Source organism: Catellatospora sp. IY07-71, from assembly GCF_018326265.1.
Taxonomy (GTDB): domain Bacteria; phylum Actinomycetota; class Actinomycetes; order Mycobacteriales; family Micromonosporaceae; genus Catellatospora.
This window is the reverse complement of record NZ_AP023360.1, coordinates 6,392,090-6,416,619: the sequence shown is the minus strand read 5'-3', so window position 1 is coordinate 6,416,619 and position 24,530 is coordinate 6,392,090. Positions and strand designations below refer to the sequence as shown.

The 24,530-nt window shown below is 67.9% G+C and carries 17 protein-coding genes and 1 pseudogene; 7 read left to right on the top strand and 11 right to left on the bottom strand.

The features are described from left to right. Positions 1–101: 101 nt before the first annotated feature. Together CS0771_RS39520 and CS0771_RS28580 are read right to left on the bottom strand one after the other, a co-directional pair. Positions 102–614 (bottom strand): annotated as a pseudogene (locus CS0771_RS39520) (radical SAM protein); the annotation flags it as partial. Between the two features lie 37 nt (positions 615–651). After that, positions 652–954 carry a hypothetical protein gene (locus CS0771_RS28580; RefSeq protein WP_212843884.1) on the bottom strand — a complete coding sequence of 101 codons (303 nt, stop codon included), beginning with the start codon at positions 952–954 and terminating at the stop codon, positions 652–654. Between the two features lie 255 nt (positions 955–1,209). Here CS0771_RS28580 and CS0771_RS28575 point away from each other — a divergent pair, with 255 nt between their 5' ends. The 3 genes from CS0771_RS28575 (at position 1,210) to CS0771_RS28565 (ending at position 3,786) form a co-directional block, all read left to right on the top strand. Beyond that, positions 1,210–2,430 carry a helix-turn-helix domain-containing protein gene (locus tag CS0771_RS28575; protein ID WP_203752671.1) on the top strand — a complete coding sequence of 407 codons (1,221 nt, stop codon included), beginning with the start codon at positions 1,210–1,212 and terminating at the stop codon, positions 2,428–2,430. 20 nt (positions 2,431–2,450) lie between these two features. Next, entirely contained in the window at positions 2,451–2,921 is a 471-nt protein-coding gene (locus CS0771_RS28570; protein WP_203752670.1) for an NUDIX hydrolase, read from the top strand. A gap of 199 nt (positions 2,922–3,120) precedes the next feature. Continuing rightward, positions 3,121–3,786 (top strand): uridylate kinase, encoded by a 666-nt coding sequence (locus CS0771_RS28565; protein WP_212843883.1) that lies wholly within the window; start codon positions 3,121–3,123, stop codon positions 3,784–3,786. A 4-nt stretch (positions 3,787–3,790) separates the two neighbouring features. Here CS0771_RS28565 and CS0771_RS28560 read toward each other — a convergent pair whose 3' ends face one another. Genes CS0771_RS28560 through CS0771_RS28545 form a run of 4 tightly spaced genes read right to left on the bottom strand, consistent with a single transcriptional unit; the run spans position 3,791 to position 6,522 of the window. Next, the gene (locus CS0771_RS28560) at positions 3,791–4,384 is read right to left on the bottom strand and encodes a hypothetical protein (RefSeq protein WP_212843882.1); all 594 of its coding nucleotides are present in this window, start codon (positions 4,382–4,384) and stop codon (positions 3,791–3,793) included. A gap of 2 nt (positions 4,385–4,386) precedes the next feature. After that, on the bottom strand, positions 4,387–5,802 hold the full coding sequence (locus CS0771_RS28555; RefSeq protein WP_212843881.1) for a WXG100 family type VII secretion target: 1,416 nt from the start codon (positions 5,800–5,802) through the stop codon (positions 4,387–4,389). Continuing rightward, on the bottom strand, positions 5,799–6,131 hold the full coding sequence (locus tag CS0771_RS28550) for a type VII secretion target (RefSeq protein WP_212843880.1): 333 nt from the start codon (positions 6,129–6,131) through the stop codon (positions 5,799–5,801). The genes CS0771_RS28555 and CS0771_RS28550 overlap by 4 nt, the downstream gene beginning before the upstream one ends. Beyond that, positions 6,121–6,522 (bottom strand): YbaB/EbfC family nucleoid-associated protein, encoded by a 402-nt coding sequence (locus CS0771_RS28545; RefSeq protein WP_244871090.1) that lies wholly within the window; start codon positions 6,520–6,522, stop codon positions 6,121–6,123. Before CS0771_RS28545 ends, CS0771_RS28550 begins: the two co-directional genes overlap by 11 nt. Positions 6,523–6,666: 144 nt before the next feature. Between CS0771_RS28545 and CS0771_RS28540 the strand changes: the two genes are divergently transcribed. Next, entirely contained in the window at positions 6,667–7,875 is a 1,209-nt protein-coding gene (locus CS0771_RS28540) for a D-alanyl-D-alanine carboxypeptidase family protein (protein ID WP_212843879.1), read from the top strand. Between the two features lie 693 nt (positions 7,876–8,568). Next, positions 8,569–12,921 carry a CHAT domain-containing protein gene (locus tag CS0771_RS28535; RefSeq protein WP_212843878.1) on the top strand — a complete coding sequence of 1,451 codons (4,353 nt, stop codon included), beginning with the start codon at positions 8,569–8,571 and terminating at the stop codon, positions 12,919–12,921. Here CS0771_RS28535 and CS0771_RS28530 read toward each other — a convergent pair. The 5 genes from CS0771_RS28530 to CS0771_RS28510 form a co-directional block, all read right to left on the bottom strand. Continuing rightward, positions 12,918–15,161: a tetratricopeptide repeat protein gene (locus CS0771_RS28530; RefSeq protein ID WP_212843877.1), complete on the bottom strand. Its 2,244-nt coding sequence runs from the start codon at positions 15,159–15,161 to the stop codon at positions 12,918–12,920. The two genes, CS0771_RS28535 and CS0771_RS28530, sit on opposite strands and share 4 nt — an antisense overlap. Positions 15,162–15,356: 195 nt before the next feature. Then, a complete protein-coding gene (locus CS0771_RS28525) occupies positions 15,357–18,884 on the bottom strand; it encodes a CHAT domain-containing protein (protein WP_212843876.1) in 3,528 nt (1,175 codons plus the stop codon). Then, positions 18,856–20,358: a CATRA system-associated protein gene (locus CS0771_RS28520; protein WP_212843875.1), complete on the bottom strand. Its 1,503-nt coding sequence runs from the start codon at positions 20,356–20,358 to the stop codon at positions 18,856–18,858. Before CS0771_RS28520 ends, CS0771_RS28525 begins: the two co-directional genes overlap by 29 nt. Continuing rightward, positions 20,355–21,506, bottom strand: a complete 1,152-nt coding sequence (locus CS0771_RS28515; RefSeq protein ID WP_212843874.1) for a caspase family protein — start codon at positions 21,504–21,506, stop codon at positions 20,355–20,357. The genes CS0771_RS28520 and CS0771_RS28515 overlap by 4 nt, the downstream gene beginning before the upstream one ends. Beyond that, positions 21,503–22,681 carry a hypothetical protein gene (locus tag CS0771_RS28510; protein ID WP_212843873.1) on the bottom strand — a complete coding sequence of 393 codons (1,179 nt, stop codon included), beginning with the start codon at positions 22,679–22,681 and terminating at the stop codon, positions 21,503–21,505. Before CS0771_RS28510 ends, CS0771_RS28515 begins: the two co-directional genes overlap by 4 nt. Positions 22,682–23,267: 586 nt before the next feature. Here CS0771_RS28510 and CS0771_RS28505 point away from each other — a divergent pair. Further along, positions 23,268–24,113, top strand: coding sequence for a hypothetical protein (locus CS0771_RS28505; RefSeq protein WP_212843872.1), 846 nt, complete (start codon positions 23,268–23,270; stop codon positions 24,111–24,113). A 158-nt stretch (positions 24,114–24,271) separates the two neighbouring features. Further along, positions 24,272–24,490, top strand: a complete 219-nt coding sequence (locus CS0771_RS28500; RefSeq protein ID WP_212843871.1) for a hypothetical protein — start codon at positions 24,272–24,274, stop codon at positions 24,488–24,490. Positions 24,491–24,530 lie beyond the last annotated feature (40 nt).

The following is a 24,530-nucleotide window of genomic DNA, read 5'->3' as shown; positions in this document are numbered from 1 at the left end:
CGCGCTGCGGTGACCTGCGGCCGGTGCGCGTTGAGGCCCTCCTGTTCCTCGATGTTGAACCCGACCGAGGCGCAGCCCACTTCGGTGAAGAACTCGACCAGTTCGTCGGCGCGGTCGATCGTGTCCGCCGTGACCACGCAGATCACCTCGAACGGCACGCTGTGTTCCTGCAGGAGTCGAATGCCGCGCATGATCCGATCGAACGCGGGACGCCCGGCCCGGTCTACCCTCGCGGCGTTGCACGTGGCCGGACCGTCGATCGACACCCCGATGTGAAACCCGTACTCAACCAGCAGGTCACACCACGCGGAGCTGAGCAGAGTGGCGTTGGTCTGAACGCCGTGCCTGATCCGACCGGACCGCCGGAGGGGCTCGAACTCGGCCAGCAAGGAGCGCAGGTGCCCGATTGGGGTGGCGATCGGCTCGCCGCCATGCCAGACGACCTCCACCGGGTAGGTGCTGTCCTGCTCGGCGACGGATGCGGCCAGCGCCGCGGCCACGTCGGCGCTCATCAGGCGCTGCCGTCTGCGGTCGGGCAGGTAGCAGTAGCCGCAGTCGAGGTTGCACAGGGTTGTGGGCTGGACGACCAGAGTGTGGAAGACATCTGCGATCATTCGCGGTGCAGCGGCTGTGCTCACGCCGACCTCCGGATCAGGCATTCAGGCGGGGTCGTGCTGCTGAGGTGAGGAGTGGTGCATCCCATTGAGTGGTCCGAAGCGTGTCACTGCTGGCGAGTTGGACGATCTTGGCGCGTTGGCGGCCGGCCTTGACCATGGGGAGACCGCACAGGGCGTTGAAGACCTGCGTTGCGGCCGCCAGGTCGGCGGCGGCGAACGATTCCAGAATCAGTTCGGGGTCGGCTCGCTCGTCGCGGTGTTGGTGGTGGGAACGCAGAGTGCGCACGCAGGTGAGCGACACGAGGTAGCGGGGCGGCGGTTCTGGGTGATGCAGCATCGATCCTCCAGGGTCTGGATGCGCGCGGCGACCAGGTTCGGTGCGGTGAACTGAGGTCGCCGCGCGCCTTGGCCTCGCACCACCCCCGTCCCGTTGACTGGAAACGGCGCAAGGCGCTTCGAGTCGAGCGCGGTGCCCGCTGGCTTGCCAGTGGGACGTTCGGGCCCGACGATGCATACAGGGTGAGGCCACCCGAGGGATCGATCCCGGAAAATTCTTCCGGGGTATCCGGCCGCGTTCGGCGAAGGATGAGCCATGCGTGGGATGACGAGCGCCATGACGATCGGGGAGCGTGTCGCCTGGTATCGGCGCAGGCGCGGCCTGTCGCAGGAGGTCCTGGCCGGTCTCGTCGGGCGTACGGTCGACTGGCTCAGCAAGGTCGAGAACAACAGGATCGAGCTCGACCGGCTGTCGGTGATCAAGGCTATGGCCGATGCGCTCGATATCGCTCTTGGTGACCTGCTGGCCGAACCGTCACTCCTTGAATGGACGTCCGAGACCGGGCACCGCACCGTGTCGGCGTTGCGTGACGCGCTGCTGGACTACCGCCAGATCACGATGTTCGGTCGCTCCGTGGGCGCGGTCGAACCCCCGACTATCGACCAGCTCACGCGACAAGTATGTGAACTCTGGGATGCATACCAGGCATCGCGATTCGGCTACGTCACCGCCCGCTTGCCTGAGCTGCTGACACAGGCGCAGGCGGCCGTGGAGGTCGGTCCCAGCACCATGGAACCGCATCGGCTCCTGGGGCTGACCTACCAGCTCGCCGCGACCCAGCTGACCAAGATCGGTGAGGCAGACCTCGCCTGGATCGCAGCCGAGCGAGGACTCGCCACCGCACGGCAGACCGAAGACATCGCGGTCATCGGCTCGCTCACGCGCAGCGTGGTGCACGCGCTTCAATCAGCGGGAAAGTACCGAGAGGCTGTCCGGCTGACCGAGGACGCAGCAGGCATGTTCGCCTCAAGCCTGCGTACCGCCGATGGCGAGATCTTGTCCATCTACGGCACGCTCCTCCTCGCCGGGTCGATGGCGGCGGCACGAGCTGACGACCGCACCGCAACGCGGTCCTTCATCGCTGAGGCGTACAGCGCCGGCCGTCGTCTCGGCAGGGACGGCAACCACCTCTGGACGGCCTTCGGCCCGACCAACGTGGCCGTCCACCGGGTGGCCACAGCGGCGGAACTCGGCGACATCCAGTTCGCCGTCGGCCTGGGGCCGCGCATCGACACGTCTGCCATGCCCATGGAACGCCGCGTACGCCATGCGCTCGAAGTCGCTCGCGCGTATAGCCGCTGGAACCGGAACGAAGAAGCCCAGGCGACCCTGCTTGACGCCGAGCAGATGGCACCTGAGCAGGTGCGCTACCACTTCCTCGGCCGCCAGCTTGTCACCGGCTGGCTGCGCCGTGGCCGAGCTAAGCCCACCCCGACCCTCCTCGCGCTCGCCAAGCGCATGAACATGCTGCAATGAGCAGTTACTAGACTGGCTCCGTGGCCGCGCCTGAGTCCAATTCGTTCGCTACCCCGCGGCTGGCCGCAGGGGCGCTCTTTGTTGATGCGACAGGCCGCCCGCTCCTGGTCAAACCGAGCTACAAGCCGGGCTGGGAGATCCCCGGCGGCTATGTCCACGAAGGCGAAGCGCCGCTCGCGGCCTGCCGCCGCGAGATCATCGAGGAACTGGGTAAGGATCTGACGGTCGCGCGGCAGCCGCTCGTTATCGACTGGGCACCTGCACCGGACGAGGGCGACAAGATGCTCATCATCTTCGATGGTGGTGAACTGGGAGAGTCTGACTTATCTGCGATGATCTTCGCTGATGGCGAAATTGTCGACGCGCGATTTGTCGATGAAAGCAATCTCGCCGACTACCTGCCAACTCGCCTTGTCAATCGGCTGCGCCTCGCCCTCCGCGCCAAATCTCAGCAGCGTTGCATCTACGCCGAGCGCGGCCTGGAGTCGTAGGCATCTGTCACGATCCTCGGAATGACGGATGCCCAGAAACCGGCCTCACCCCAAATCGTGCGGCACCGCTGCCGCCACTGCGGACCGGGGTCACCGGCAGAGGGCCACCCGTGACCAGCAGAAGCTGGTTCGCGTATCGCTGACCACGGCACCGCAGATTGTGGCAGCGTCGGAGACCGCCGACGGGAGGAGCGGGCCGATGGACCGGCACGAGGTGCTCGCCGAGCTGGCCGCACGGGTCATCGCGGTAACCCGGCCCCACCCGGTGCGGGTGGCGGTCGACGGCTGCTCGGCCGCGGGCAAGACCACGCTGACCGACGAGCTGGCCGAAGCGGTCCGCGCCGCCACGGACCGGCCGGTGATCCGGGTCGGGATCGACTGGTTCAAACGGGCCGTCGCGTTGCGTACGGCGTACCCGCAGGACTCGCCCGACAGCTACTACCTGGACTCGTGGGACAACGAGGCCATCCGCGACCGGCTGCTGCGGCCGCTGGGGCCGGGCGGCGACCGCCGCTACCGGTCCGCGATCATGAACCTGCCGGGGACCGAGCCGATCGAACGACCGGACGAGACCGCGCCCGACGACGCGATCCTGCTCGCCGACGGCGCCTTCCTCCAGCGGCCGGAGCTCAGGGAGCACTGGGACCTGCGGATCTACCTCCACGTCGGCTTCGACGAGGTGCTTCGCCGCGGCATCGTCCGCGACCAGGCCTGGATGGGCTCGGCGGCGCAGGCCGAACACCGCTACCGCACGAAGTACATCCCGGGCGAGCAGCGTTACGTGACGGAGGTGCGGCCCGCCGAGCGTGCCGACCTGGTCGTCGACAACACGGTCTTCGCGGCGCCGGTGCTGTTACGGCGCTGAGCGGTCACAGGGCCTGGATCTTCTCCGCGGGGAACCCGGTCGCCTGCTGGAAGTGCCGGCGCAGCGTCTCCGGGTCGCCCGGATCGCGCTGCAGCAGCGTCACCCGCTGCCCGGCCGCATACGACCCCAGCAGCGCGACCGTCTCGCCCGTGCCCAGGCGCAGGATCAGCGCGTACAGGTCCTCGCCCTCGGCGCCGATCCGGTCGAACCGCTCCCGCAGCACGTTGCGCACGTCGATGACCGGCGCGTCCAGCCGCGCGACCGGCACGGCCCGCGCGAAGGACGCCCACTGTGCCACGTCCTGCTTCGTGAAGCCCGTCTCGGGCCACGGCCGCAGCTCGTCCAGCCGGGCCGTGAACCGGCGCAGGAAGTCCGCGCGGGCCTGCTGATCGTGCTCCATCGGCAGCTCGGTCAGGTCCGCGCCCGCGGCCAGCGCCCGGGTCGCCGCGTCGTGGTACGCCTGCGGCCCGAGCCGCAGCGCGCCGCCCTCCACGGCCAGGCGCGCGACCCGGTCCACGACCTCGCCGGTGAGCTGCCGGTCGAACGTCACGCAGTACAGCAGCTGGTTAACCGGCCCGCGCCAGTCGTTGTCGGTCATGTTCAGCTGCCCTCCGGCGCCCAGTAGTCCACCTGCGTGTTCGGGTCCACAGTGACACCCTGCTCGCCGAGCTGGTCCAGCACCTGCTGGGTCTGTGACCGGCCCGGCCGGTAGTGGCCGCTGTGGTCGGTCACCATCTGCACCTGGCCGTTGACGACCTGCAGCTCGCCCGCGCCCGCGGTCGGCTGCCCGCTGAGGAAGCTGGAGTGGTGGAACCGGCCCGCCTCCTGCGTCATCGAGGCGTAGAGGTTGCCGTTCTGGTCCATCACGAAGATGGCCCGGCCGCCGCCGCCCGCGTGCACCGAGGAGGCGTTGCTGGTGTCGAACAGCCGGCCCTGCGAGTCGTACACGAGGCCGTCGCGGATGGTCAGCCGGTACGCCTCGCGTTCGGCCGCGTCGAGGTAGTCCACGCCCGGCGGGCCCCAGATGCCGTCCGGCCGCTCCTCGCCGCGGTAGTGGGGGTCCATGTCCCCGCCGCGCCAGGGGTTGTCCCGCACCATCGGCGGCGGGATGTCCGGCACCCCGTCGCCGTCCAGGTCGTCGAGCACCCCGTCGCCGTCGGCGTCCGTGTCGAGCAGGTCCGTGCGCCCGTCGCCGTCGGCGTCGGGGCCGCGAGGGCCGTTCGGGTCCAGCGGGTCACGCCGGCCCGCCTTGCGCAGCAGGTCACCGAGCAGCGCGATCACCTCGTCGAGGCGGCGCAGCAGGGGAGTGAGCTTGCGGAAGCTGTTCAGCAGCGCGGTGATCAGCTTGCCGATGCGGGCCACCCACTTCGACACCAGCGCCGCGACCTGGCCGATCACCACCGGCGTGCCCAGGCCCAGGGTGAAGCCGACCTCGGCCAGCCACTGCGGCAGGCGCGCGGCCAGGGTCGCCACGAACTCGGCGATCAGCTCCCGGACCAGCTCGCGGACCAGCCCGACGAGCATGCCGCAGATCTCGGTGGCGTTGCCCAGCGTGCCCGCGCCGTCGGCGATGCCGCCCAGCGCCTGCATCTGCTCGGCCACGTGCGAGCGGAACGATTCGCTGGCCGGGCCGGTCCAGTCGGCGATGTCGCGCCACACCGCCTCGCGCAGCGCGTCGGCCGCCTGCGCGGCGTTGACCGACACGTTCTTCCAGGTCTGGGCGTACGCGGCGATCTGGTCCGGGTCGCCGGCCAGCCAGTCCAGCGCGTCCGACAGCGGCTGGACGTGCTCCATCAGCCAGGACACGCCCCAGGCCACCAGCGAGCCGAGCGGGTCGACGACCAGGCCAAGCGTGTCCAGCGAGGTGGTCAGGCCCGCGATGGCGTCGTCGACCCAGCCCTCGGACTCGATGGCGTTCTTGCAGTCGATGACGTCCTCGACCAGGCCCAGGCCGGTGTACCACTGGGTGCTGTCCTGACGTGGCGCGATGAGGGGGTTCGCGGTGGTCGACGTCATAGCGGCAGGTTCACCGTCCTCTGCGTAGCGGTGACCGTGCCGGACGTGCGCACGTCGGTGGACTCGCTGGTGGCCGCGGCAGCGCGCAGCTTGTCGGCGGTGTCGCGCAGCGCGTTCACGGTGTCGCGCAGCGCCGACACGGCCGCCCCGGACACCGGCTCCAGCAGCGACGGGACGAACTGGCAGAGCTGCCCGTACGCGTCCGCGCCCAGGTGCACGTGGTTGGCGGCGTCGGCGCCCTGCTCGACGGCGTCGGCGATGGTGTCGATGCTGCCCGCGTGCCGCCGCACCGAGTCGATCGGCATGCGTACCGTGTCGTCACCGGCCACGGTCGTGCTCCGGGTCCTCCGGCGGGGTCGGGAAGCGCTGCTCGTAGCTGCCGAGCACGGCGCGGCCGGTCTCGGTGTCGGTGCCGACGGTCTCCCTGACGACGTCGGCGACCTGCGCGGTGATGCGGCTCTGCGCCAGGCGCGTCACCCGCATGATCTCCTTGGCCAGGTCGGCGCCGCGCATCCGCTGCACCCGGTCGTCCAGCTCCAGCGCGGTGAGCTGGCCCGAGCTGGTCACGGTGACCCGGATGGCACCGTCGGCGCCGCCCGCGGTCGCGGTCAGCGCGGCGACCCGCTCCGACATGCGCTGTGCCGCCTCGGCCTGCGCGGACACCTGTGAGGTCCAGGTGCGCAGCCACTCCTCGGCGTCGTCGAGATTACGTCCGATCAAGGCATTCCCCGTACGCAGGCCGGGCTGGGAGCGCCCGGGACAGTGAGACGGGCAGCAGCCTATCGGGACGGTGCCGGACGGGCCAGCCGAGACGGTTTCACGAACGCCCGGCACTCGCGAGAAGTATTCGCTAGTGTGCCGGATATGCTCCGGTTTGTACCAACGGGGGCCCGGATCGCCCTCGCGACGCTCAGCGCCGTCCTCGCCACACCCCTGCCCGCGGCCGCGCACGCGCCCACGCTGCCCTGCCCCCGCGAGGCCGGCCCGCGCATGTCCGAAGCGGTCCGCGCGTCCGCGCCGCCGGCCGACCCCGTGCACCGCGCCGTCGGCGGCGACCAGCTGGCCACCTCCGGCCTGGCCGTCGCACCCGGCGCCGCGAAACCGCCCAAGGTCAGCGCCACCTCGTGGCTCGTGGCCGATCTCGACACCGGCGCGGTGCTCGGCGCGTGCGGCGCACACGAGTACGGCACCCCCGCCAGCGTGCAGAAACTCCTGCTCGCGGCGGCGCTGCTCGGCCGCCTCGACCCGAAGGAGGTCGTCACCGTCACGCGCGAGGATCTCGACTACGAGCCCGGCAGCTCCGCCGCGGGCCTGGTCGAAGGCGGCCGCTACACCGTCGAGGACCTGTGGCTGGGGCTGATCCTGGTGTCCGGCAACGACGCCGCGAACGTGCTGGCCCGGCTCGGCGGCAACGGCGACGGCGCGGCGGGCGGCGTACGCGCCATGAACGCAGAGGCGGCGCGGCTCGGCGCGTACCAGACCCACGCCGTCACCCCGTCGGGACTCGACGCGCCCGGCCAGTTCACCAGCGCCTACGACCTGGCCCTGATCGCCCGCGCCTGCTTCGCCGACGAGGCGTTCCGGCGCTACGCGCTGACTCGCGAGGCGCGCGTGCCGGACCAGCCGCGCAAGAAGGTCAAGGGCTTCCAGATCGGCAACCAGAACCTGCTCATCTTCAACTACGCCGGTGCGCTCGGCGGCAAGACCGGCTACACCGACCTGGCCCGGCACACCTATGTCGGCGCCGCCGAACGCGACGGCCGCCGCCTGGTCGTCAGCCTGCTCGGGGCCGAATCGGCGCCGCTCAGCGGCTGGCAGCAGGGCGCCGCGCTGCTCGACTGGGGCTTCGCCCAGCCCCGCGACGCCGCCGTCGGCCGGCTCATCACCCCCGGCGAGCCGGCGACCGGCGCGAGCCCGTCAGCCGCCGCAGCTGCTGCTGCCGCGGGCACCGCCACCGGCGCCGCCTCCGACGGGGTGGGCGTGGGGCCGCTGCTCGCGCTCGGCGCGGCGGTCGCGGCGGTGTACGGCGTGGTGTCAGCGATCCGCCGCCGCTCGCGCCCCGGCGGAGCCTGACGCCTCCCGGCGGTTCCTGTCCCGCGTTCGGCGACTCCTGTGATGCCAAGGCAACCCAGGAGTCGCCGTGCGCCGGGGGCATCGCCTGCGGCTGGTCCGCGTAGAAGGATCGGAGGATGCCGGGGCCAGCAAGTTACCGCATCGTCCGGATCCAGTCCGGCACGTGGCGTCTCCGGCGTCACGCTGCACCACGGCCAGGTTCCACAGCGCCGCGTCCAGGTGCGGCCACGGCCAGTGGTGGTTAGGGGTGAACGCTGCCGGCAGCTCGTAGTCGACCGGGTCCGCCGAGCCCGTGGTGCGCAGGCCGGCGACCAGCTCGGCCACGTGTTCGTCCCGGTCGGAACGCTGAGTCATTGATGTGGCCGGATGGTGTACGAGCTCGCGCCGCCACGGAGTTCGTGACGGCGCGACCTCGTACCAGTTGGTGCTCGTCTACCTCAGCCGGCCGTTCCTGCCGATGCGGACAACGTTACCGTCGAGCCGGCCAGCGACGTGCCGCCGTTGGCCTTGACCCCGGTGTCGGCCGCACGCTGTGGCTCAGCGATATGCAATGCAACGCCCCGACGTTCGTCGCCACCGGCAACATCCGCGCCGACCTGCAGCAGAAACTCGCCGACACCAGACCCGGCTTCATCCGTGTACCCGGCGGCAACTACCCCTGACGGTGACGCGCCGCGCGCGTCGTGTTGGCCATTGTCCTCCGATCTGGTCAGTCTGACCTTCGCCTGGTGGAACGTGGCGGCTGACCAACCCGACCCGAGCGCGCGCCGGATCAGTTCATACGGAAGTCCACTGTGGTCCCCAGATACGGCCGGAAGGTCGGTTGAAGAGAGCGCCGATTGGAGAATCATTGATCCCATGCCAGGTTCTTCCGAGGTTGCTGAATGGCTTCAACACGCCGGTGATCTTTTGAGCAAGGCCTACGAAGAACGGGATCCCGACGCTGCGAGAGGTGGCGTCGTCTATTTGAGGCAGGCACTCGCACATTCCCGCATCGACGCCGTCCAGCGTGAGAACGCTCTGCCGAAGTTGGCAGCCGCATGGCGGATCCTCTTCGACCTGACCGGGGACTTCGCGTATCTAGGCGAGAGCATCGGCGTCTGCAGAACTGCCGCGTCCACGCTTCGGGCTGGCTCGGCCACGCACAGCAGCTGTCTGCTCATCCTCTTCGACTGCCTGCGTCTGCGAGTTATCGAGAGTCCCCAGCAGGCCGATCTCGACCAGGCTATATCGATCGGCCGCCAGCTGGCGGCAGCTATGCCCGAGGGCGGGTCCGCCCGGCCGGAGATTCAGAACCATCTCAGCCACATGCTGCGGCTGCGGTTCAAGAGAGACCGATCGCGGCCAGACCTCGAGGAGGCGATCAAGCTAGCACACTACTCGGTCGCGGGGACGTCTGCCGGAAAACGCGATCATCTGGCGTCGTCGCTGTCGAATCTGGCGTTGGCACTGACCGCGCGTTTCATCCTCTCGGGCAGTCGACCAGATCTCAATGACGCGATCAGCGTAGAACATCGATCGATCGACCTGACGGCAGTCGACGATCGGTTTCGAGCCGCCCGGTTGTCCAACCTCAGCAACAGGGTCCGGATGCGATACACCTTGGCGGGCGATCTGGCGGATCTGCGCGAGGCGATCGCCGTGGCCCGAGCCGCTGTCGCGTCAGCCGAGATCGACCACCCCAATCGCGCCCTATGCCTGGTCAACCTGGCGAGCGCACTGTTCGTCGAAGCCGGCCGGGCAGAGGACCCTGTGACGCGCGACGAGGCGATCGGCATCGCGAGAGCCGCCCTAGCAGCCGACCGTGACTCTGCCTCGCCTTCGTTCAGGCATGACCTGAGTCTCGCGTTTGCGGCACGCTACCGGCAACTCAATGCGCGAACGGACCTGGACTGCGCGATCGAGGAGGGGCGAGCGGCCGTCGCCGGTGGCAACGGCGACGACAGCCTGCCGAAGTACATGTCGAATCTCGGAGTATCGCTGCAGCTGCGGTACGGGATGACCGGTGACCGCGCAGACCTCGACGAGGCGGTCGAGCTTGGCAGAGCCGCGGTCGGAGAATACTCAGCCGTATCGAACGCCGACATGATCCACGTGCAGAGTCTCGGCGTTGCGCTGGAAACGCGCTTCCGTCGTTACAGAGACAGCGCAGACCTCGACGAGAGCATCCGGTGGCGCCGGATTCTGCTCGCAGGTCTACCAGGCGAGCCGGGTGTGCTGACGGTACTCGCCGCGACTCTCAAGACACGCTTCGAGCACCGGCACTCAGCCCCTGACCTCGACGAGGCGATTAGCCTCTTTCGAGCTGCACTCGCGTCAGCGGCAGATGGCGACGCGGACCGCGTTCACTACCTGTCGAACCTGGGCGCTGCCCTCGTGACGCGATGCGAGCACACCGGCGAGACTACCGAACTGCAGGAGGCGATCACCCTAATACGGACGGCCGCAGCGCTCGTTCGGCCTGACGAGCGCCACTTCCCGGGAATCCACGCGAATCTGAACTCGGCTCTCGGAGCCCGGTTCGAACTCACCGGGTCCACGGCAGACCTCGATGCAGCCGTCGAATCCGCGCGGACGGCGTTGAGCGCCGCTGCGCCGGGTCACCCGCATCGAGCCAGCTGCTTAGCCAACCTCGGGGTCGCACTCGCATGGAGGTATGAGCGTACCGGGAGCATCACCGACCTCGACGAGGCGATCGGTGCCAGCCGTGAGTCGGTGCAGCTCATCGGCCCAGGTGATCCGGATGTGGCCGCCTTGCAGGCGAACCTCGCCGTGAGTGTGCTTGCTCGTTTCGAGCGGACTGGCCAAATGTGGGATATAGACGATGCGGTGCGGCTGCTGGAGGAAGCCGTCTCCGGCACGGCCCTCGGCCACCACGCCTATCCGATGCACATGACGAATCTATCGATCGCGCTCGCGGCCCGATTCGATAAGACGGAGAGCGACACCGATCTGGACAGATCAATCTCCACGGCCGAGTCCGCGGTGGCGGACATGTCGGAGGCCCACCCGCTCTACAACCGGGTCGTGCGGAACCTCAGCGCGGCCCTCGAACGGCGCCACAAGGTTGCGGGGACTCCAGACGATCATCGACGGGCGCTTGATCTGGCCGGTAGTGCGCTATCTGCAGCGCCCGACGGACACCCCGACCGTGCTCGCTGCCTGGCGAACCTCGCACAGTTGACGGCGGCCACCGGCGCTCTCGCGGACATCGATGCTGCGGTTGAACTCCAGCACGACGCGCTGCGCGCATTGCCATCAGATCATCTTGACCGGGCGAGCCTCTTCGCGGACCTTGGCGGCACGCTGCGCGCGAGGTTCGCCCTCACCGGCGATCCGCAGGACCGCAAGGCAGAGGCCGAGGCCTTCCGGCAGGGCTCGATGATCACCAGCGCACCGCCGCACCGTCGCGCTTATTGCGGACGTCGGTGGGCCGAAGCGGCGGCCAACCTCTCCGAGTGGGATGCAGCACAGGACGCCCTGAGCCTCGTCTTCCGCCTGCTCCCGCAGCTCGTCGACCACGGCCTCGACACCTCGGAGCGACGGCGCAACCTCGACTTCGTGCGCGGCTTGGGCCCACTCGCTGCCGCGGCGCATTTGTCGCTCGCAGATCAGCAGCTCCGCCGATCCGCACGGTTACATCATGTCGAAGCTGCCTGGCAGGGACTGGAGGCAGGCAGGGGTGTGCTCTTGGGGCAGGCAATGGAGGCACGCTCAGGTGTTGAAGAACTGCGGCGTGCTGACGCCGGCATGGCAGAGGAAATGGAGCAGCTTCGCATCCAGCTCGGAGGCGATCTGAGCGCCGGCCTCGCGCACGGTCCGATCGCTGATGCGGTCACCGAAAGGTACCGTGCAGAGGCTGATCACGATGCGGTCCTGCGGCAGCGAGATCAGCTCGCCCGGCGATGGGAGGCGCTGCTCCAGAGAGTTCGCGGCGTCGCTGGCTTCGAGGAGTTCGGACTGCCGCCGTCAGTGTCGCAGATGCGGGAGTCGGCCGGCCAGGGCACCGTCGTCGCGGTGACCGTCGCCGGACAGCGTAGCGATGCGCTGATTCTCACCGCGGAAGCCGTGGACCATGTGCCGTTGCCGGACCTGAGCCACGAAGATGTGGTGCACCAGGTCGAACGGTTTCTGGCAGCTCTATACGCCGATGACGGCAACATCGATGCGGGTGCGGACGATGCAGTCGTCAGTGAGGTACTGGCCTGGCTGTGGGACACTGTGGCCGAACCGATCATGAATCGTCTCGGATACCATGGCACACCGGACGGACCGACCTACTCATGGCCACGAATCTGGTGGATGCCGTCCGGCCTGCTCTCACTGCTACCCCTTCACGCGGCCGGGTATCACAACCTTGCCGGTTCCGATTCGCGGACGGTCCACGATCGGGTGGTGTCCTCGTACACGACCACGGCACGGTCGCTGCACGCGGCGCGGCAGGCACGCGACGCCCGAGGTCACGGTGAGGCGCTCATCGTCGGCGTCAACGAGTACCTCGATCCGGCAGCAGCCCGATTGAACTCGGCTGAGGATGAGGCGTGCGCTGTAGCCGACACATTGCCAGTCGCCTCCGCCCCGCTGCTAGGCGAGGGGGCCACTCTGCGGGCGGTCCGAGAGAAGCTCCTGGGTGCGAGCTGGGCTCACTTCTCCTGCCACGGGGTGGCCGACCTCGACGAGCCCTCGAACTCCCACCTCGCCCTGTACGACGGTGAGCTCAGCGTTCGTATGCTGGGCGAACTCGACCTCCGCAACGCCTATCTGGCCTATCTCTCCGCCTGCACGACCGCCGCGAATCCGAGGCAGCTGCCGGACGAGCCGATTCATCTTGCATCCGCCTTCCAGTTGGCGGGCTACACGCACGTGGTCGCGACCCTTTGGCCGGTGCTCGACACCCTTTCTCTGAAATTCGCCGAAAGGATCTACAGGGCTGTGGCCGGCGGATCCCGGCCCGATGTCGCCGTTCACGATGCGGTGACCACGATGCGTGCCAAATACGCGAGCCGACCGCGGCACTGGGCCTCGCATGTCCATTTCGGGCCTTAGCGGTCCTCGATCGGTATGCCGATCCCGCCGGTTCGTGATGCCGCGTGTGCTCTGAGCCTAGGGGATGCATCGTGGTGCGCGGGCTCGTCAAGCACTGTCCGACACCGATGTAGCTTCGAGGCCAGGTCCGGATGAGCGAGTTCGAGTTCGGTCAGATCGATGCGAGCCTCCAGTAGTTGCGACCATACGACGCTCCGATTCTGTTCAAGGAGCTCGATCGCCTGACGGAGGTCGCCGGCGGTGACGGCACAAGCGGCCGGGTCGTGCGCCAGTGATCCGGCTTCGTTCGTCAGCAGGTATTGGCGGTCCGCGTCGGAGATGCCGTGCCAGGCGAGCAGTCGGAGCAGTTCCGACGCCGCCCGGTACATGACTACCGCAGCGGCCGGCCCGTCCAGCTCGGCGATCGCTTGCGCGCAGGCCCGGGCCGCCCGCAGCCGGCTGGCCGCCGGTGCGGAGACCGATCCAGCCGCCCGTGACCAGAGTAGTGCCGCCTCCCGGCGGTCTTCGGCCGCGCCGGTAGTCTCGGACCTGGTTCGCAGCGCGACGCCGAGATTGTATTGGTGAATGGCGAAATGTGGATGGTTGGGTAAAATGCCGTCGACAGCTGTCCGGTTGGCGGTTACGGCAGCGTCCAGGTCCTCCAACGCGCCTGTCTTTTCGAATCTGCTCTGCAGCGTGCCGGCAAGAGCGGAGAGGTATCTGGGAAGATCGGGATGGTCGGGTCTTGCGGCGTCGACGGCACCGTTGATGGCGGTGACGGCTCCGTCAAGGTCCTTCATCGCGCCGGCGTGCCTGTATCGCATCTGCAGCGCATTGCTCAGGCCGCAGAGGTAGCTGGCGCGGTTGAGGTGGCCGGGCGGGGTGGCGTCAACCGCAGCACGGTTGACGGTCACCGCTTCGTCGACGTCTGCTTTATCGCGCTTGCGCTCGAAACGCAGACCTAGCGCGAGGCCGAGTTTGGCCTGATGGTCGGCGTAATCGACGTGCTCCGAGGGGGTTTCGTCCACCGCCCTACGACTGGCCGCGACGGCTTCGTCCAGGTCACCCAGCGCGCCTATGCGCTCATACCGTGTCCGTAGCGCGATGCCGAGGTTGGCCAGCTGGTCGGAGCGGTCTGAGTGGCCGAGTGGAGTAGCCTCCACCGCCGCCCTGCTGGCGGTCACGGCTGCGTTCAAGTCGTCCAAGGCGCCTGTGTGTTCGAACCTGACCCGCAGTGCGAGGCCGAGGCCGGATAGGCTGGTGGCGAAGTGAGGATGGCCGGGTGTTGAAACGTCGACTGCTGCTCGGGACAGATCCACGGCTGCTCTGATGTCTGCGACTCCGCCAGTCCGTTCGAATCTGGTCCGCAAAGTCTCGCTGAGGGTCGAGAGGTAGACGGCGATCTGCGGGTCGTTCGGCGAGGAGGCGCTGACGGCGTGCTGTCCTGCGATAACGGCAGCGTTCAGATCATCCAGCGCGCTGTCGAGCACAAAGCGGATACGTAACGCGCTTCCGAGATTTGAATGGTATGCGGGTATGTTCGGATCCGTGCTGCTGGCCTCGTCCACCGCGCCCTGCGCATTAATGATGGATTCGTCCAAGTCTGTACGGTTGCCGGTGCACGCGAATCGACTTCGCAACGCACCGCTTAGGTTTGACATGTACGCGGCTCGGCCGGTGTCGTCGGCCGAGGCCATCGTCACCGCTTTTAGGCAGGCCGTCACGGCCGCGTTCAGGTCGTCCAGCGATCCCGTCCGCTCGAAACGCGTCTGCAACGCAATGCCCAGGTGAGACAAATAGGCGGACAAGACCGGGTACTCCGGCGGAGTGTCGCTGACGGCGGTATGAAGAAGTTCGATCGCATGGTCCAGGGCTGCCTGATCGTCGACATGGTGCATGCGTTCGAGGATCTCTGTTGCCGCTTGGGCCTGCTGGAGGTGGCCGTCGGTGAAAACCCTGCGAACCTCGTGTGGAATAGGCGCCCTCGCGCTGACGCTGATTGCCGTGCCGAACCACTCAAGCGCGGACTCCAGCTCGCCGGTGTCCGACCCGTCGGGAAGTGAGTGGTACCTCATCCAATGGAACCAGCCCAAGGTGCACGCGGCTGGGGCCAGCAGGCGGCTGGCGCGATTTGCGTCGATCCGCCGCTGAAGCTGGGCTGCCTTCGCCAGGGCCATCGTGTCGAGCACGCGGTTCGTCCTACCGCGCGCGGCGTCGGTGATGCGCCGGTTAAGGACCACGATGAGCCAGATGATCGCCATGTCGCCCCCTCGTTTGACGGCCATTTCAGCTGCTGATCAGCCTTCGCGCTTGGAGCCGCACCGGGGTGGGACGCAGGCCTCGAAGTCTCAGCAGGTGCCGATGCACTTTCGCACTACGCGTTGACACCTTGGATGTGGGGATGGTTGGGGAAGGGCGTACCTTGCGTGGATCGGATGGTAGGTCTACAGCGGGATTCAGACTCCGACATGGATGAAGGCAGCCCATACGGACGGCCGGTTGACCCGCTGCTGACGCAGGAGTCGGGTCGAGGCACACAGCGCGTAGGGCACGGCCGTCGCGTCGAGATGTCCTCGTCGTGTTACCTCGACATACAGCGAGTGCATGAGGCGGGCGATGGCAGCGTCGGGCACCGACCACAGGCTCCCGATGACTTGACGGAATCCGGCGAGATGCCACGCCGACGTGATGTGAACGGCCGCTGCGGATGCACCGGCGTCGGAGCGACCGGCGGCACAGGCGGCAAGTACCGCGACTTCGGCGTCGCGCAACGGGCGGGCGCGGACGTCAGACACGCTCAGCTGCCCGTCCGCGAGCATCAGACGGCTGGCCGAGGGCCGGGCCGGGTCGCTGATGGCGCAACACGCGATGTGAACCCAGGGATAGCGATCCAACGCGGCCAGGACGCCATCGCGGGTCGCGTCGGCGCCGGCCAGGATGCGCAGCTGCTCGCCCAGCAGAGCGACCAGAGCAGCGAGCTCACGACTGACGCCTGGCAGGAGCACTTGCGATTCTGTTTCGGAGTAGGCGACGGCGACCGCGACGGCCCGACCTGGGCTGTGTGTCGATGGGAGGGCTGGCGCACGGTCCCGTGCCAGCCGTAGAGACCCGAGCGTCGGCGTATAGCTGCACACATAGCGGTCGATGACATCGTCTACCGCATGCCAGGGCAGGAAGGCGGCTGTCCCGACCGGCATCCACCAGAGCCTCTCGTACGTGCCGAGGCCATCCAGCGCCGCCAGGATCTGCGTGACGGCTGTGTCGCGTAGCCATGCCAGCGTGTCGGCGACGACGGCATCCAGGCTCGCCGACTCTGCCGTCGAGATGGCGTTGGCTCTGGCGCCGACCTGGCTCTCGGTCAGCTCGGGCAGACTGACGTGCTGCAGTGCGTGGGGGGTGACCAGCAGCGCGCCGCTGCAGATCGAGCTGACGTAGACGACGATAACGGGGCCTTGGTGGGCTGCCGCCAGCAGGGAGGCTGGCGATGGCGGACCGAAGAAGTCCGCGAAGTCAGGCAGGGCGCGAATGCTCTCGACGGTCCGCTGCCAGCGTTCGTCCAGACGCCGACGATGGGCGACCGTTGCGGCTGCCTCGGCGGGCGATCGGGTCAGGTCGTCTGCCGCGTCGTCTCGGGCTAATGCCTCCGCCACCTCCCTGAGCTCATGGGCGAGTGTCGGATGCAGCGCGGGCAGGTTGGCCGTTCCCGCATTGGCGTCCGATGCCTGAGCCAGGCGCATCCTGGTGCCTTGTTCGATGAGGCTGAGGGCTCGCGGCAAGTCCCCGGATCTTGCTGCGCAGGCCGCGGCATCGGCCGCGACGCCGGCCAGTTCGTTCAACGCGCGTTCAGTGGTGAGGCCGTGTCCGGTGCCGTGGACGAGCCTGCGCAACAACGTCATGGCGTGGGCGAGGTCATCGGCTGCCTCACGCCAATCGCCGGCAGACGCGGCCAGTCGTCCGGCGCGCGCGGCTGCGCCCGCGCGAACGCTCGCCGTGGCGCTTCTGTCAGCGGCGGCCGCGCGCAGCAAGGTAAGGGCTTCACGTGCATCGGCGCCGTCCTGGCTCACCTGCGCCCGTAGGGCGTACGCATGGCCGAGGTGCGCGACGCGGCCAGCGCGGGTGCCGTGATCCAGCGGTGTCATGTCGACAGCGGTCCGGCTGGTGGTGATCGCGTCGTCGAGCGCTTGAGGCTCGCCATTCCGCTCGCTCAACTTTTGCAAGGCCAGACCGAGCTGGGCGAGCCGCGCGGCGTGATTGGGGTCGCCGGGCGGCGTCAGCCTGACTGCCATGCGCGCGATTTCCACAGCCTCCTGTAGTTGATCATAAATGTCGGGGTTGTCAGGTTCGCCCGCGGCGGCGAGGATGAGCAACAGATCGCAGAGGTTCGCCAGATGTCGGGCTTCGTCCCGTTGTCCGGCAGGCAGGACCTGAACCGTACGGCGGGCGACCTCCACCGCCATGGTGAGGTACGAGGTGTCGCCGGTGATGGCATGGCGGCGAGCCAGCGCTCGCGACAGATTGGCGAAATAGGTGGATCGCCGTGGATCGTCCGCTGCCGCCGCAGATACAGCGGCTCGGCACGCGGCGATGGCGCGGTCGATGTCGGAAAGGGCGCCTGTCACTTCTGAACGCGTCTGGTGGGCCACTGACACGTTGGACAGCAGGGCGGCGTTTTCGCGACCTTCAGCGGCTGCGGCGCGTTCGGCGAGTTCGACCGCCTCGTCCGCCAGGGCCAGCTCGCCGGACGCCCGGAACTGGGTGATCAGGAGGGAGGCCAGGTGTGACATGACGTCGGCCCGGTCCGTGGGCGAACGAACCACCGCGCGGCGGGCGAGCGAGATCGCCTCCGCGGCGGCGCTCTGGTCGCCGGTGTGCTCGTACCAGCGGTGCAGCGCGGTTGACAGCCTGACGAGCAGGTCGGCGTGGTACGGGTGGTCATGGCTGGTGAGTGCCATGGCCCGTCGGCAGGCGCTGCTGACTTCGTCCAGGGCCACACGATCTGCCGTGCGTTCGAGGATCTCCGACCAGACATCAGCCAGGCCGGCCAGCAGGGGGACCTGTCGGGGGTCGTCCACGCGCAAGCGCTGCAGGCACCGATGTCCTACCGCGGCCGCCGCTTCGACGTCGGCGCGCTCGCCGGTGGTGGCGTATCGGGCGGACAGCGCGGACATCAGGGGAAGGGCAGCGAGCGGGCGTGACCCATTCTCCGGGTCTCCGTGGTCGACGGCGGCGCGTCCGAGCTTGATCGACTCGTCGAGAGCATCGGCGTCGCCGAGGAGCTTATGACGGTCGAGCAGCACCCAGGCCAGCTGTGCGAGCGCCGTGGTGCTGCCGGGAACGGCTGCGACCGCCGCCCGCGCGACCGCTATCGCCGCGTCGAGCAGCGCCGATCGTCCCCGCTGTTTCGCCAGGAGCCGGAGGGTGAACGTGACATAGGCCAGCGCTGTCGACCCTCCCTCGGCTTCGGCGGCCTGACGCGCCGACTTCAGCGCCTCACGCATCCGTGGATCGGCGCCCGCGTGCTGGTCCAGGAGTACCTCGGCCAGGTCGAGGTGTGGTGCCGCCGGACCTCCGCCGGAGGGTTCGTCTCTGACCGCGAACCTGCGGATCAGGGTGGTCAGCTGCGCGAGGACGATGTCGTCGCGCGTCTCGCCGTACCATGCCTGCAGGCCGACAGCCGCGTTGGTCAGCTCGACCAGCGAGACGTCGGATCCTGCCGCTCGTACCGCCTCGCGGGCAACGGCGACCGACTCTGCCAGAGCGGCAGTGTCGCCGCTCCATATGTAGCGGACGTGCAGGGCGGTCGACAGGGCCATGGATGCCGTCCCCTGGTGACCGTCACGGCTTGCAAGCAACCGCAATCGCGCGATGCTGACTTCGAGGCCGCGCCGGTCGGTTTGCCTCACCGCGGCGCGCAGCAGCGCGGCGGCATGGATCGCCGCCGCTGGGCTCTGGTCGTCAGCCACGGCCATCTGGTCGGTCAGCACCTTGTTCGTCCACCGCAACCGAGATGACCTCGATCAGCGTGCCCACCAGTCTATCGACGTCAGCCGGTGGGGCGATGGCAGACTTGTTCACCGAAGATGCACGTGTCGGGCCCAGTAGCTCCACCTCCATGATCTTGTCCTGGAGGGCCGCTACATCCGCGCTCCTGATCGCGGACAGCACGCTGTCCAGGACGTGGCTCAGGCGCTGCCAGCGGTCTGCGGTCAGTTTCCAGAGGCTGACATCGGTAAGCACTTCGACGGCTTCCTGTGCGACGTGGCCTTCCCTGCGCAGCCAGAGATCCTGGGCGTGTGGGACGATCACTACGCCTGCCGAAGGCGTCGACGTAAGCAGTTCCGGCTTGACCACCACGGTGCCAGAAGAGGGGGTGGCTGCAAGCGGTTGGGTATGCGGCAACCAGTCGCTGGCCGCACTTGTGGCCCTGGCCGCGGGGCGGTCGGGTTCGGTGCCGGCGAAGGCCGTCGTCGGCCCGGCAAGATCGGCGGCCTCCATCAGCGGCGCCAGGTTCATCAGGGCGGTCGTCGTCTGCCGGTCACCCAGGCGACGAAGCCCGTCGGCGAGCAGCCTCAGCCCTTCCGGAAACAGCGGCGTTCCGAGATCGACCGCCTGCAGGAAAGCCGCTCGGGCACGGTCCTGGTCTGGCTGACGACCGCCGGTCAACAGCCTCCAACCTTGGATGACGGCGTCATCCGAGGTCAGCTGCGCGGGAAGACTCTTCACCTTCTCCGGTGAGGCGGCGCGCAGCGACAGGTAGTCTCGGGCGAGACGCCCCATCAGGCTTTCCTCGGGGCCTGCGGCCGAGTCTGCGACCATCCGCGCTGCGGAGAGGGCACCGCACGCCAGATACCCGCGCAGTGCCTCGCCGGGCAGATCGTCTGTCGTGACGAAGGTGGCCAGCCATGGCGTCCGCCCCGCCGCGGGAAGCACCGTCAGACGTACCTGAGGTGAAGACGGCAGAACGGTCAGTTGAGGTGTGATGCCGTAGCCTCCCGTCTGCACCATGTGCGGCATGGGCGGCAGCGACAACTGAAAGGCGACCGCGCCATCAGTTCGGCCGACTGGCGGGCCTGGCCACGGCACGACCTCCCACTTCTTCGTCGGGCTCTGGCGCCAGAGCCGGACCCAGGCACTGTGGTAGGCGGGGTCGGCGAAGCTGCCCCACACCCGCTGGCGCGCAGTCGTGAACAGTGAAAGACGGTCACCGTATTCGCCGAGGTGCAGGACGGTCTGCACCGTCGGTCCCGTCAGCGCGATGCTCTCGGTCACCGTCGCCCCGCACGGCAGCAGGGCGGTGAGGACGCAGTGGTCCCCCTCGGCGGACCATCGCTGCCGGCCCCCGACAGGGACGACGAACCATGCGCCGCGCCTGGCCGGGTGGCACTTCGCCTCGACAGCGACGGGTGTCCCGACAACCGACGGGTCGGCCGCAGCCAGCTCGAACTCCACGGTCGTCATCGCGTCAGCTCCAGCCTGACGTAGCTGGTCGGCGGGGCAGCGTAGACCGGTTTCGGCCCTACGCGATGTAATCCCCGTTCGCATTCGGCCGTCACCATGTAATGACCCGCTTCAGCCAGGAACTCCCACGGTTCACCATCCTGAGCCCTGTGCTCGTAGGCTGCGCGCACCGCCGGGTTCGGCGTGCAGCTCAGCGTTCCGGTCTCGGCCAGCGGCTCGCAGCTCACCGTGATCTTGGTGGAGGGGGGCGTGTGCAGGCGCCGGAGCACCTTCCTGTCGAAGATCTTCGCGCCTTCGACGGCGCGGCCGGTCGTTCCGGTCCCGATCTCTTGTTGCAGCAGCCCGGTCATTCTCGAGCTGACGGTCTGGTTGTCGACCACCCACTCGCCGGTGAGGGCCTCCTCAACGGCGGCCTGGCCGTCCAAGGCACGGGTGAGGGCCGAGGTGAAGTACGAGACGACTCCGTCGGAGTATCCGGCGATGTTCGGCGGAGCTTCCATGACGTCGAACAGCGGCGCCCTCAGCGTCAGGTCATGGGCGCAGCGGCGCTCACCGTAGGCGTCGGCGGTCTTCAGTGCCGATACACCGCGGTTGAGCTGTCGGACCTGCTCGGTCAGCGGGACGCGGCAGGCGTCGATGAACACGCACTGGGTCGGCGGGCCGAACTGGAGGATCCCGTCGCGGCTGACGTCGTAGGCGAACGCGCCCATGAACGGGGAGCCGTCGAACCTGGCGAAATCACTTGCCAGCAGGACCTGGCTCTCGGCTTGCACTCCGTGACCGCAGAAGTAGAACACCCCGATGTTCTCCGGGTGCGAGGCACACCGCTCCAGCCAGTCGTCGAACGCGCCCTGGATGTTCTCGCGGGTCGGGTCCGCCACGCTCACCTCGGCACCTGCGGCGTTCACCAACGTGCGGGCCGGTGACAGCAGCAGGTCGACACTGGCGACCGGCACCGCCCATTCGGCCACGTCGGTGTTCACCAGCTTCTTCATGAAGTGCAGCGCCGACACCGGGGCCGAGGTCAGGTCGCTGTAGCCGTCGAACTCGAGGTACTTGCCGGTCAGGTAGGGGTACTGGCCGACACCGATGATGAGGGCGTGTACACCAGGGCCCGATCCGCGCTCGTCCAGATATAGCTCCTTCACCTGCCACCCTCCTGGATTCGCGACCCGAGGCGGTGATAGAAGCTGGGCCGTATGAAGTAGGTGGAGTGGGCGCCGAGAGGCCCGGCGCCGGTCGAGTACTCGAAGTCCTCGACGCCCTCGAACACGCCGCCAGTCGCGAAAGACAGGCCGTCCTGGCGGTCGTACACGTTGATCCAGCGGGCGATGTTGGTCGGCTTCGGCACCCTGTCCACCTTCGGATCGCCCGGAGGTGAGACGGCGGGGAAAACACCGAGCTCGGCGAAGAGCCCCACCTGCGAGCCGACCGTGACCAACAGGTCGCAGGAGAGGTCGTCGCGGAGATCGGACATGAGGTCGTACACGATGTTGCCGCCCATGCTGTGCGCGATGATGATGAGGCGATCGTCATCGGCAGATTTGTCGGCCATGGCCTCCGCGATCTTGTTGCCGACGATCGTCGCGATGGGGCCGTGCACGCCGTCCTTGTGACGTTGCGCCACATATTCGAGAACGTCGCCGAGGAAGAGGGCGCTGGGCCGGTGTACGAGCGGGCGCAACTGCGTCATGAAGGGCCTGCCGATCAGCCTGCCCGGAGCGGCGGCGATCCTGGCCACTGTCTCACGCAGGCGGCGGATGACCTGATCCCCGCCGAATGTCTCCCCTCGCGGGTCGGTGTCGGGCTTCTGGGTGTGCCGCAGCAGCTCTGCGAGTAGCTGTTCGTCGTCATCGCATGCGTCCAACCATGTCGGCCGCCGATTGTTCTCCGCATAGTCGGTCATTCGGGTGATCTGGTCGATCAACGCAGCGCCTTGCGATCCGTCCGGCACCTCGCTGAGGTACGCCCAGAGAAGGTCGGTCGCGTTCGGCAGCTCGCGTCGAGCGGCATCGAGCAGAGGCCGGCTGACGTCCACTGCGCGAGTGATCGGGTCGCCGTACATCGTCTCCGCCAGAATCAAGTCCTCAGCCTCGTCCGCGAGGGCGAAGACCTCACCGCCCGATCTTGGCAGGGAGGCTCCGTTCCAGGCGAGCACCGAAGCCTCGTCGCCCCAGAACGCCTCGTATCTGCCGACGGATCGCGGATCGTCGGCGAGCGTCGGCAGGAGGATGTTCTGGATCAGTGACCAGCGCTTGCCCAGTTGACGAGCGTAGGAGGTGCCCTTTCGGGTAGCGACCCCGTGTACGAAGACCACCGGCATGACGGCAGCGTACCCGCAACGTCGCGCAGAGTTATGACACGAATGGGTCATTCGACGGGGCTGTTCGCCTGCGGCGCGCTCAACGCGGGCCTTGCGCAGTCCACCCCTCGGCTCGTTGAAGGCGAACAGCTCGACCTTTCGGGTCCGCGCTTCGGATACGCCCGGTACCTTGCCGGGTGCGGCGGCACGTCGAACGGCAGCGGCCGACCATGGCGCAGCGCGGCGGGCTCAGCCTTGCCGAGACGCCGCTCGCCTGACGGCACGATGGTCGGGTCGCCCGGTCCGATTGTTCAAATGACTCTGCAGGCGCTGGGAACACACCGATGGGCGGTGTCCACAGTGGTCCCAGCGGTGGTATACACAAGGGCCCGATCCACTTCCCAGATCATGCAAATAAGAAGGGTAGTCGTGCCGCTTTGTTGGCCAATCTGACTTCGGTCTCACCCTTGGCGCTGCTGGCTACTGCTTCGAGTTCCGAGGACGTCTCGGCTGCTTCGTCCCAGACGCAGATCACCTTCGGGGAACCGATGCCGCCGTCGGTGTCGGTGAGAAGGTGTGCGTTGTCCAGATGCCACAGGGCGCGGTCATGACCGCGAATGAAGTGATCGAGAATCCGGAGTCGCGCTTTTCCGCGGTGCTGATGGGAGCGGCGAGGCTTCCGGGCGTACATATCAATAGGAACGCATATCTCCGAAGTGCGCTGGTGCGATACTGCTCAGACGACGACATCCGCCGTGCGATCGAGGACACCCCTGCTGCAGCAGGCATACCGCTCGATGTCCTCGACAGGGTGGCGAACGAATCCATCAGATACGAAGCAGCTAAGGCCGGCGCTCTTTCTGCCGCTGCGGGGATCCCAGGCTTCGTGTTCATGCCCGCGACTGTGCCCGCCGACATGGCGCAGTATTTCGGCCACATGCTCCGAATCGCGCAGAAGCTCGCCTATGTCTACAGTTGGCCGAATCTGTTTTCCGGCGACAGCGATGATATCGATGACGCGACCAAGGGAGTGCTCACCCTGTTCGTCGGCGTGATGTTCGGCACCCAGACGGCGAACACCGCTGTGGGGAAGGTCGCCGGCATGATCTCGGAACAAGCTCTCAGGAAGCTGCCGCGGCAGGCACTCACCAAGGGCTTCGTCTATCCGATCGTGAAAAAGGTCGCCGGCTATCTCGGCGCCGAGATGACAAAGCAGACTTTCGCCAGGGCCGTCTCAAAGGCCATCCCGGTGGTTGGAGCTGTAGTTTCGGGCGGGGTGACCGTTGCGACCTACCTTCCCATGGCCAAGAGGCTGAAGAACCACCTCGCCAGCTTGGAGCTGACGAAGCCGAAGCCGCAGGTCGTGGATGCACAGGTCGTGGACGCAGCCGTCCTCGGGTCGTTTGCCACGGACCCGAGCAGCAGGCAGGACCAGGGTCCGCCCTTGAGCTGAGGAATTCGCAGGCCTCGCCGTCACTCGACAGTCGCCAGTCCGACCGACCGAGTTACGGCGCCGACTGGTGGCCGACGCCCGGGAGATGGTCCTCGCCGGCACGAATCGCGGGCGACCGAGGCCCGGTCGAGGGAGGTACGTATGGTCGTATGGGAGCCGTGACCGACGGCATCGACTTCCGGCGGATGCATGAGTTCGCCCTCGAGGCGTCCGCCCGCTTCCAGCGCACCGGTGACCCGGCGGCTGCAGACGCGCTGGCGGCCCGCTATGCGCGTGTGATCAGGAATCCGTGGGACGCCGCCAGCCGCTACCCCCTGGCATGGGAGGTCTGCTCCGGGTCCAGGCATGTTGAAATACTTCGAAGGCTGATCGCATGACGTCCAGCACGGTCGCTGTAGACGTGGCTGGTACGCATGC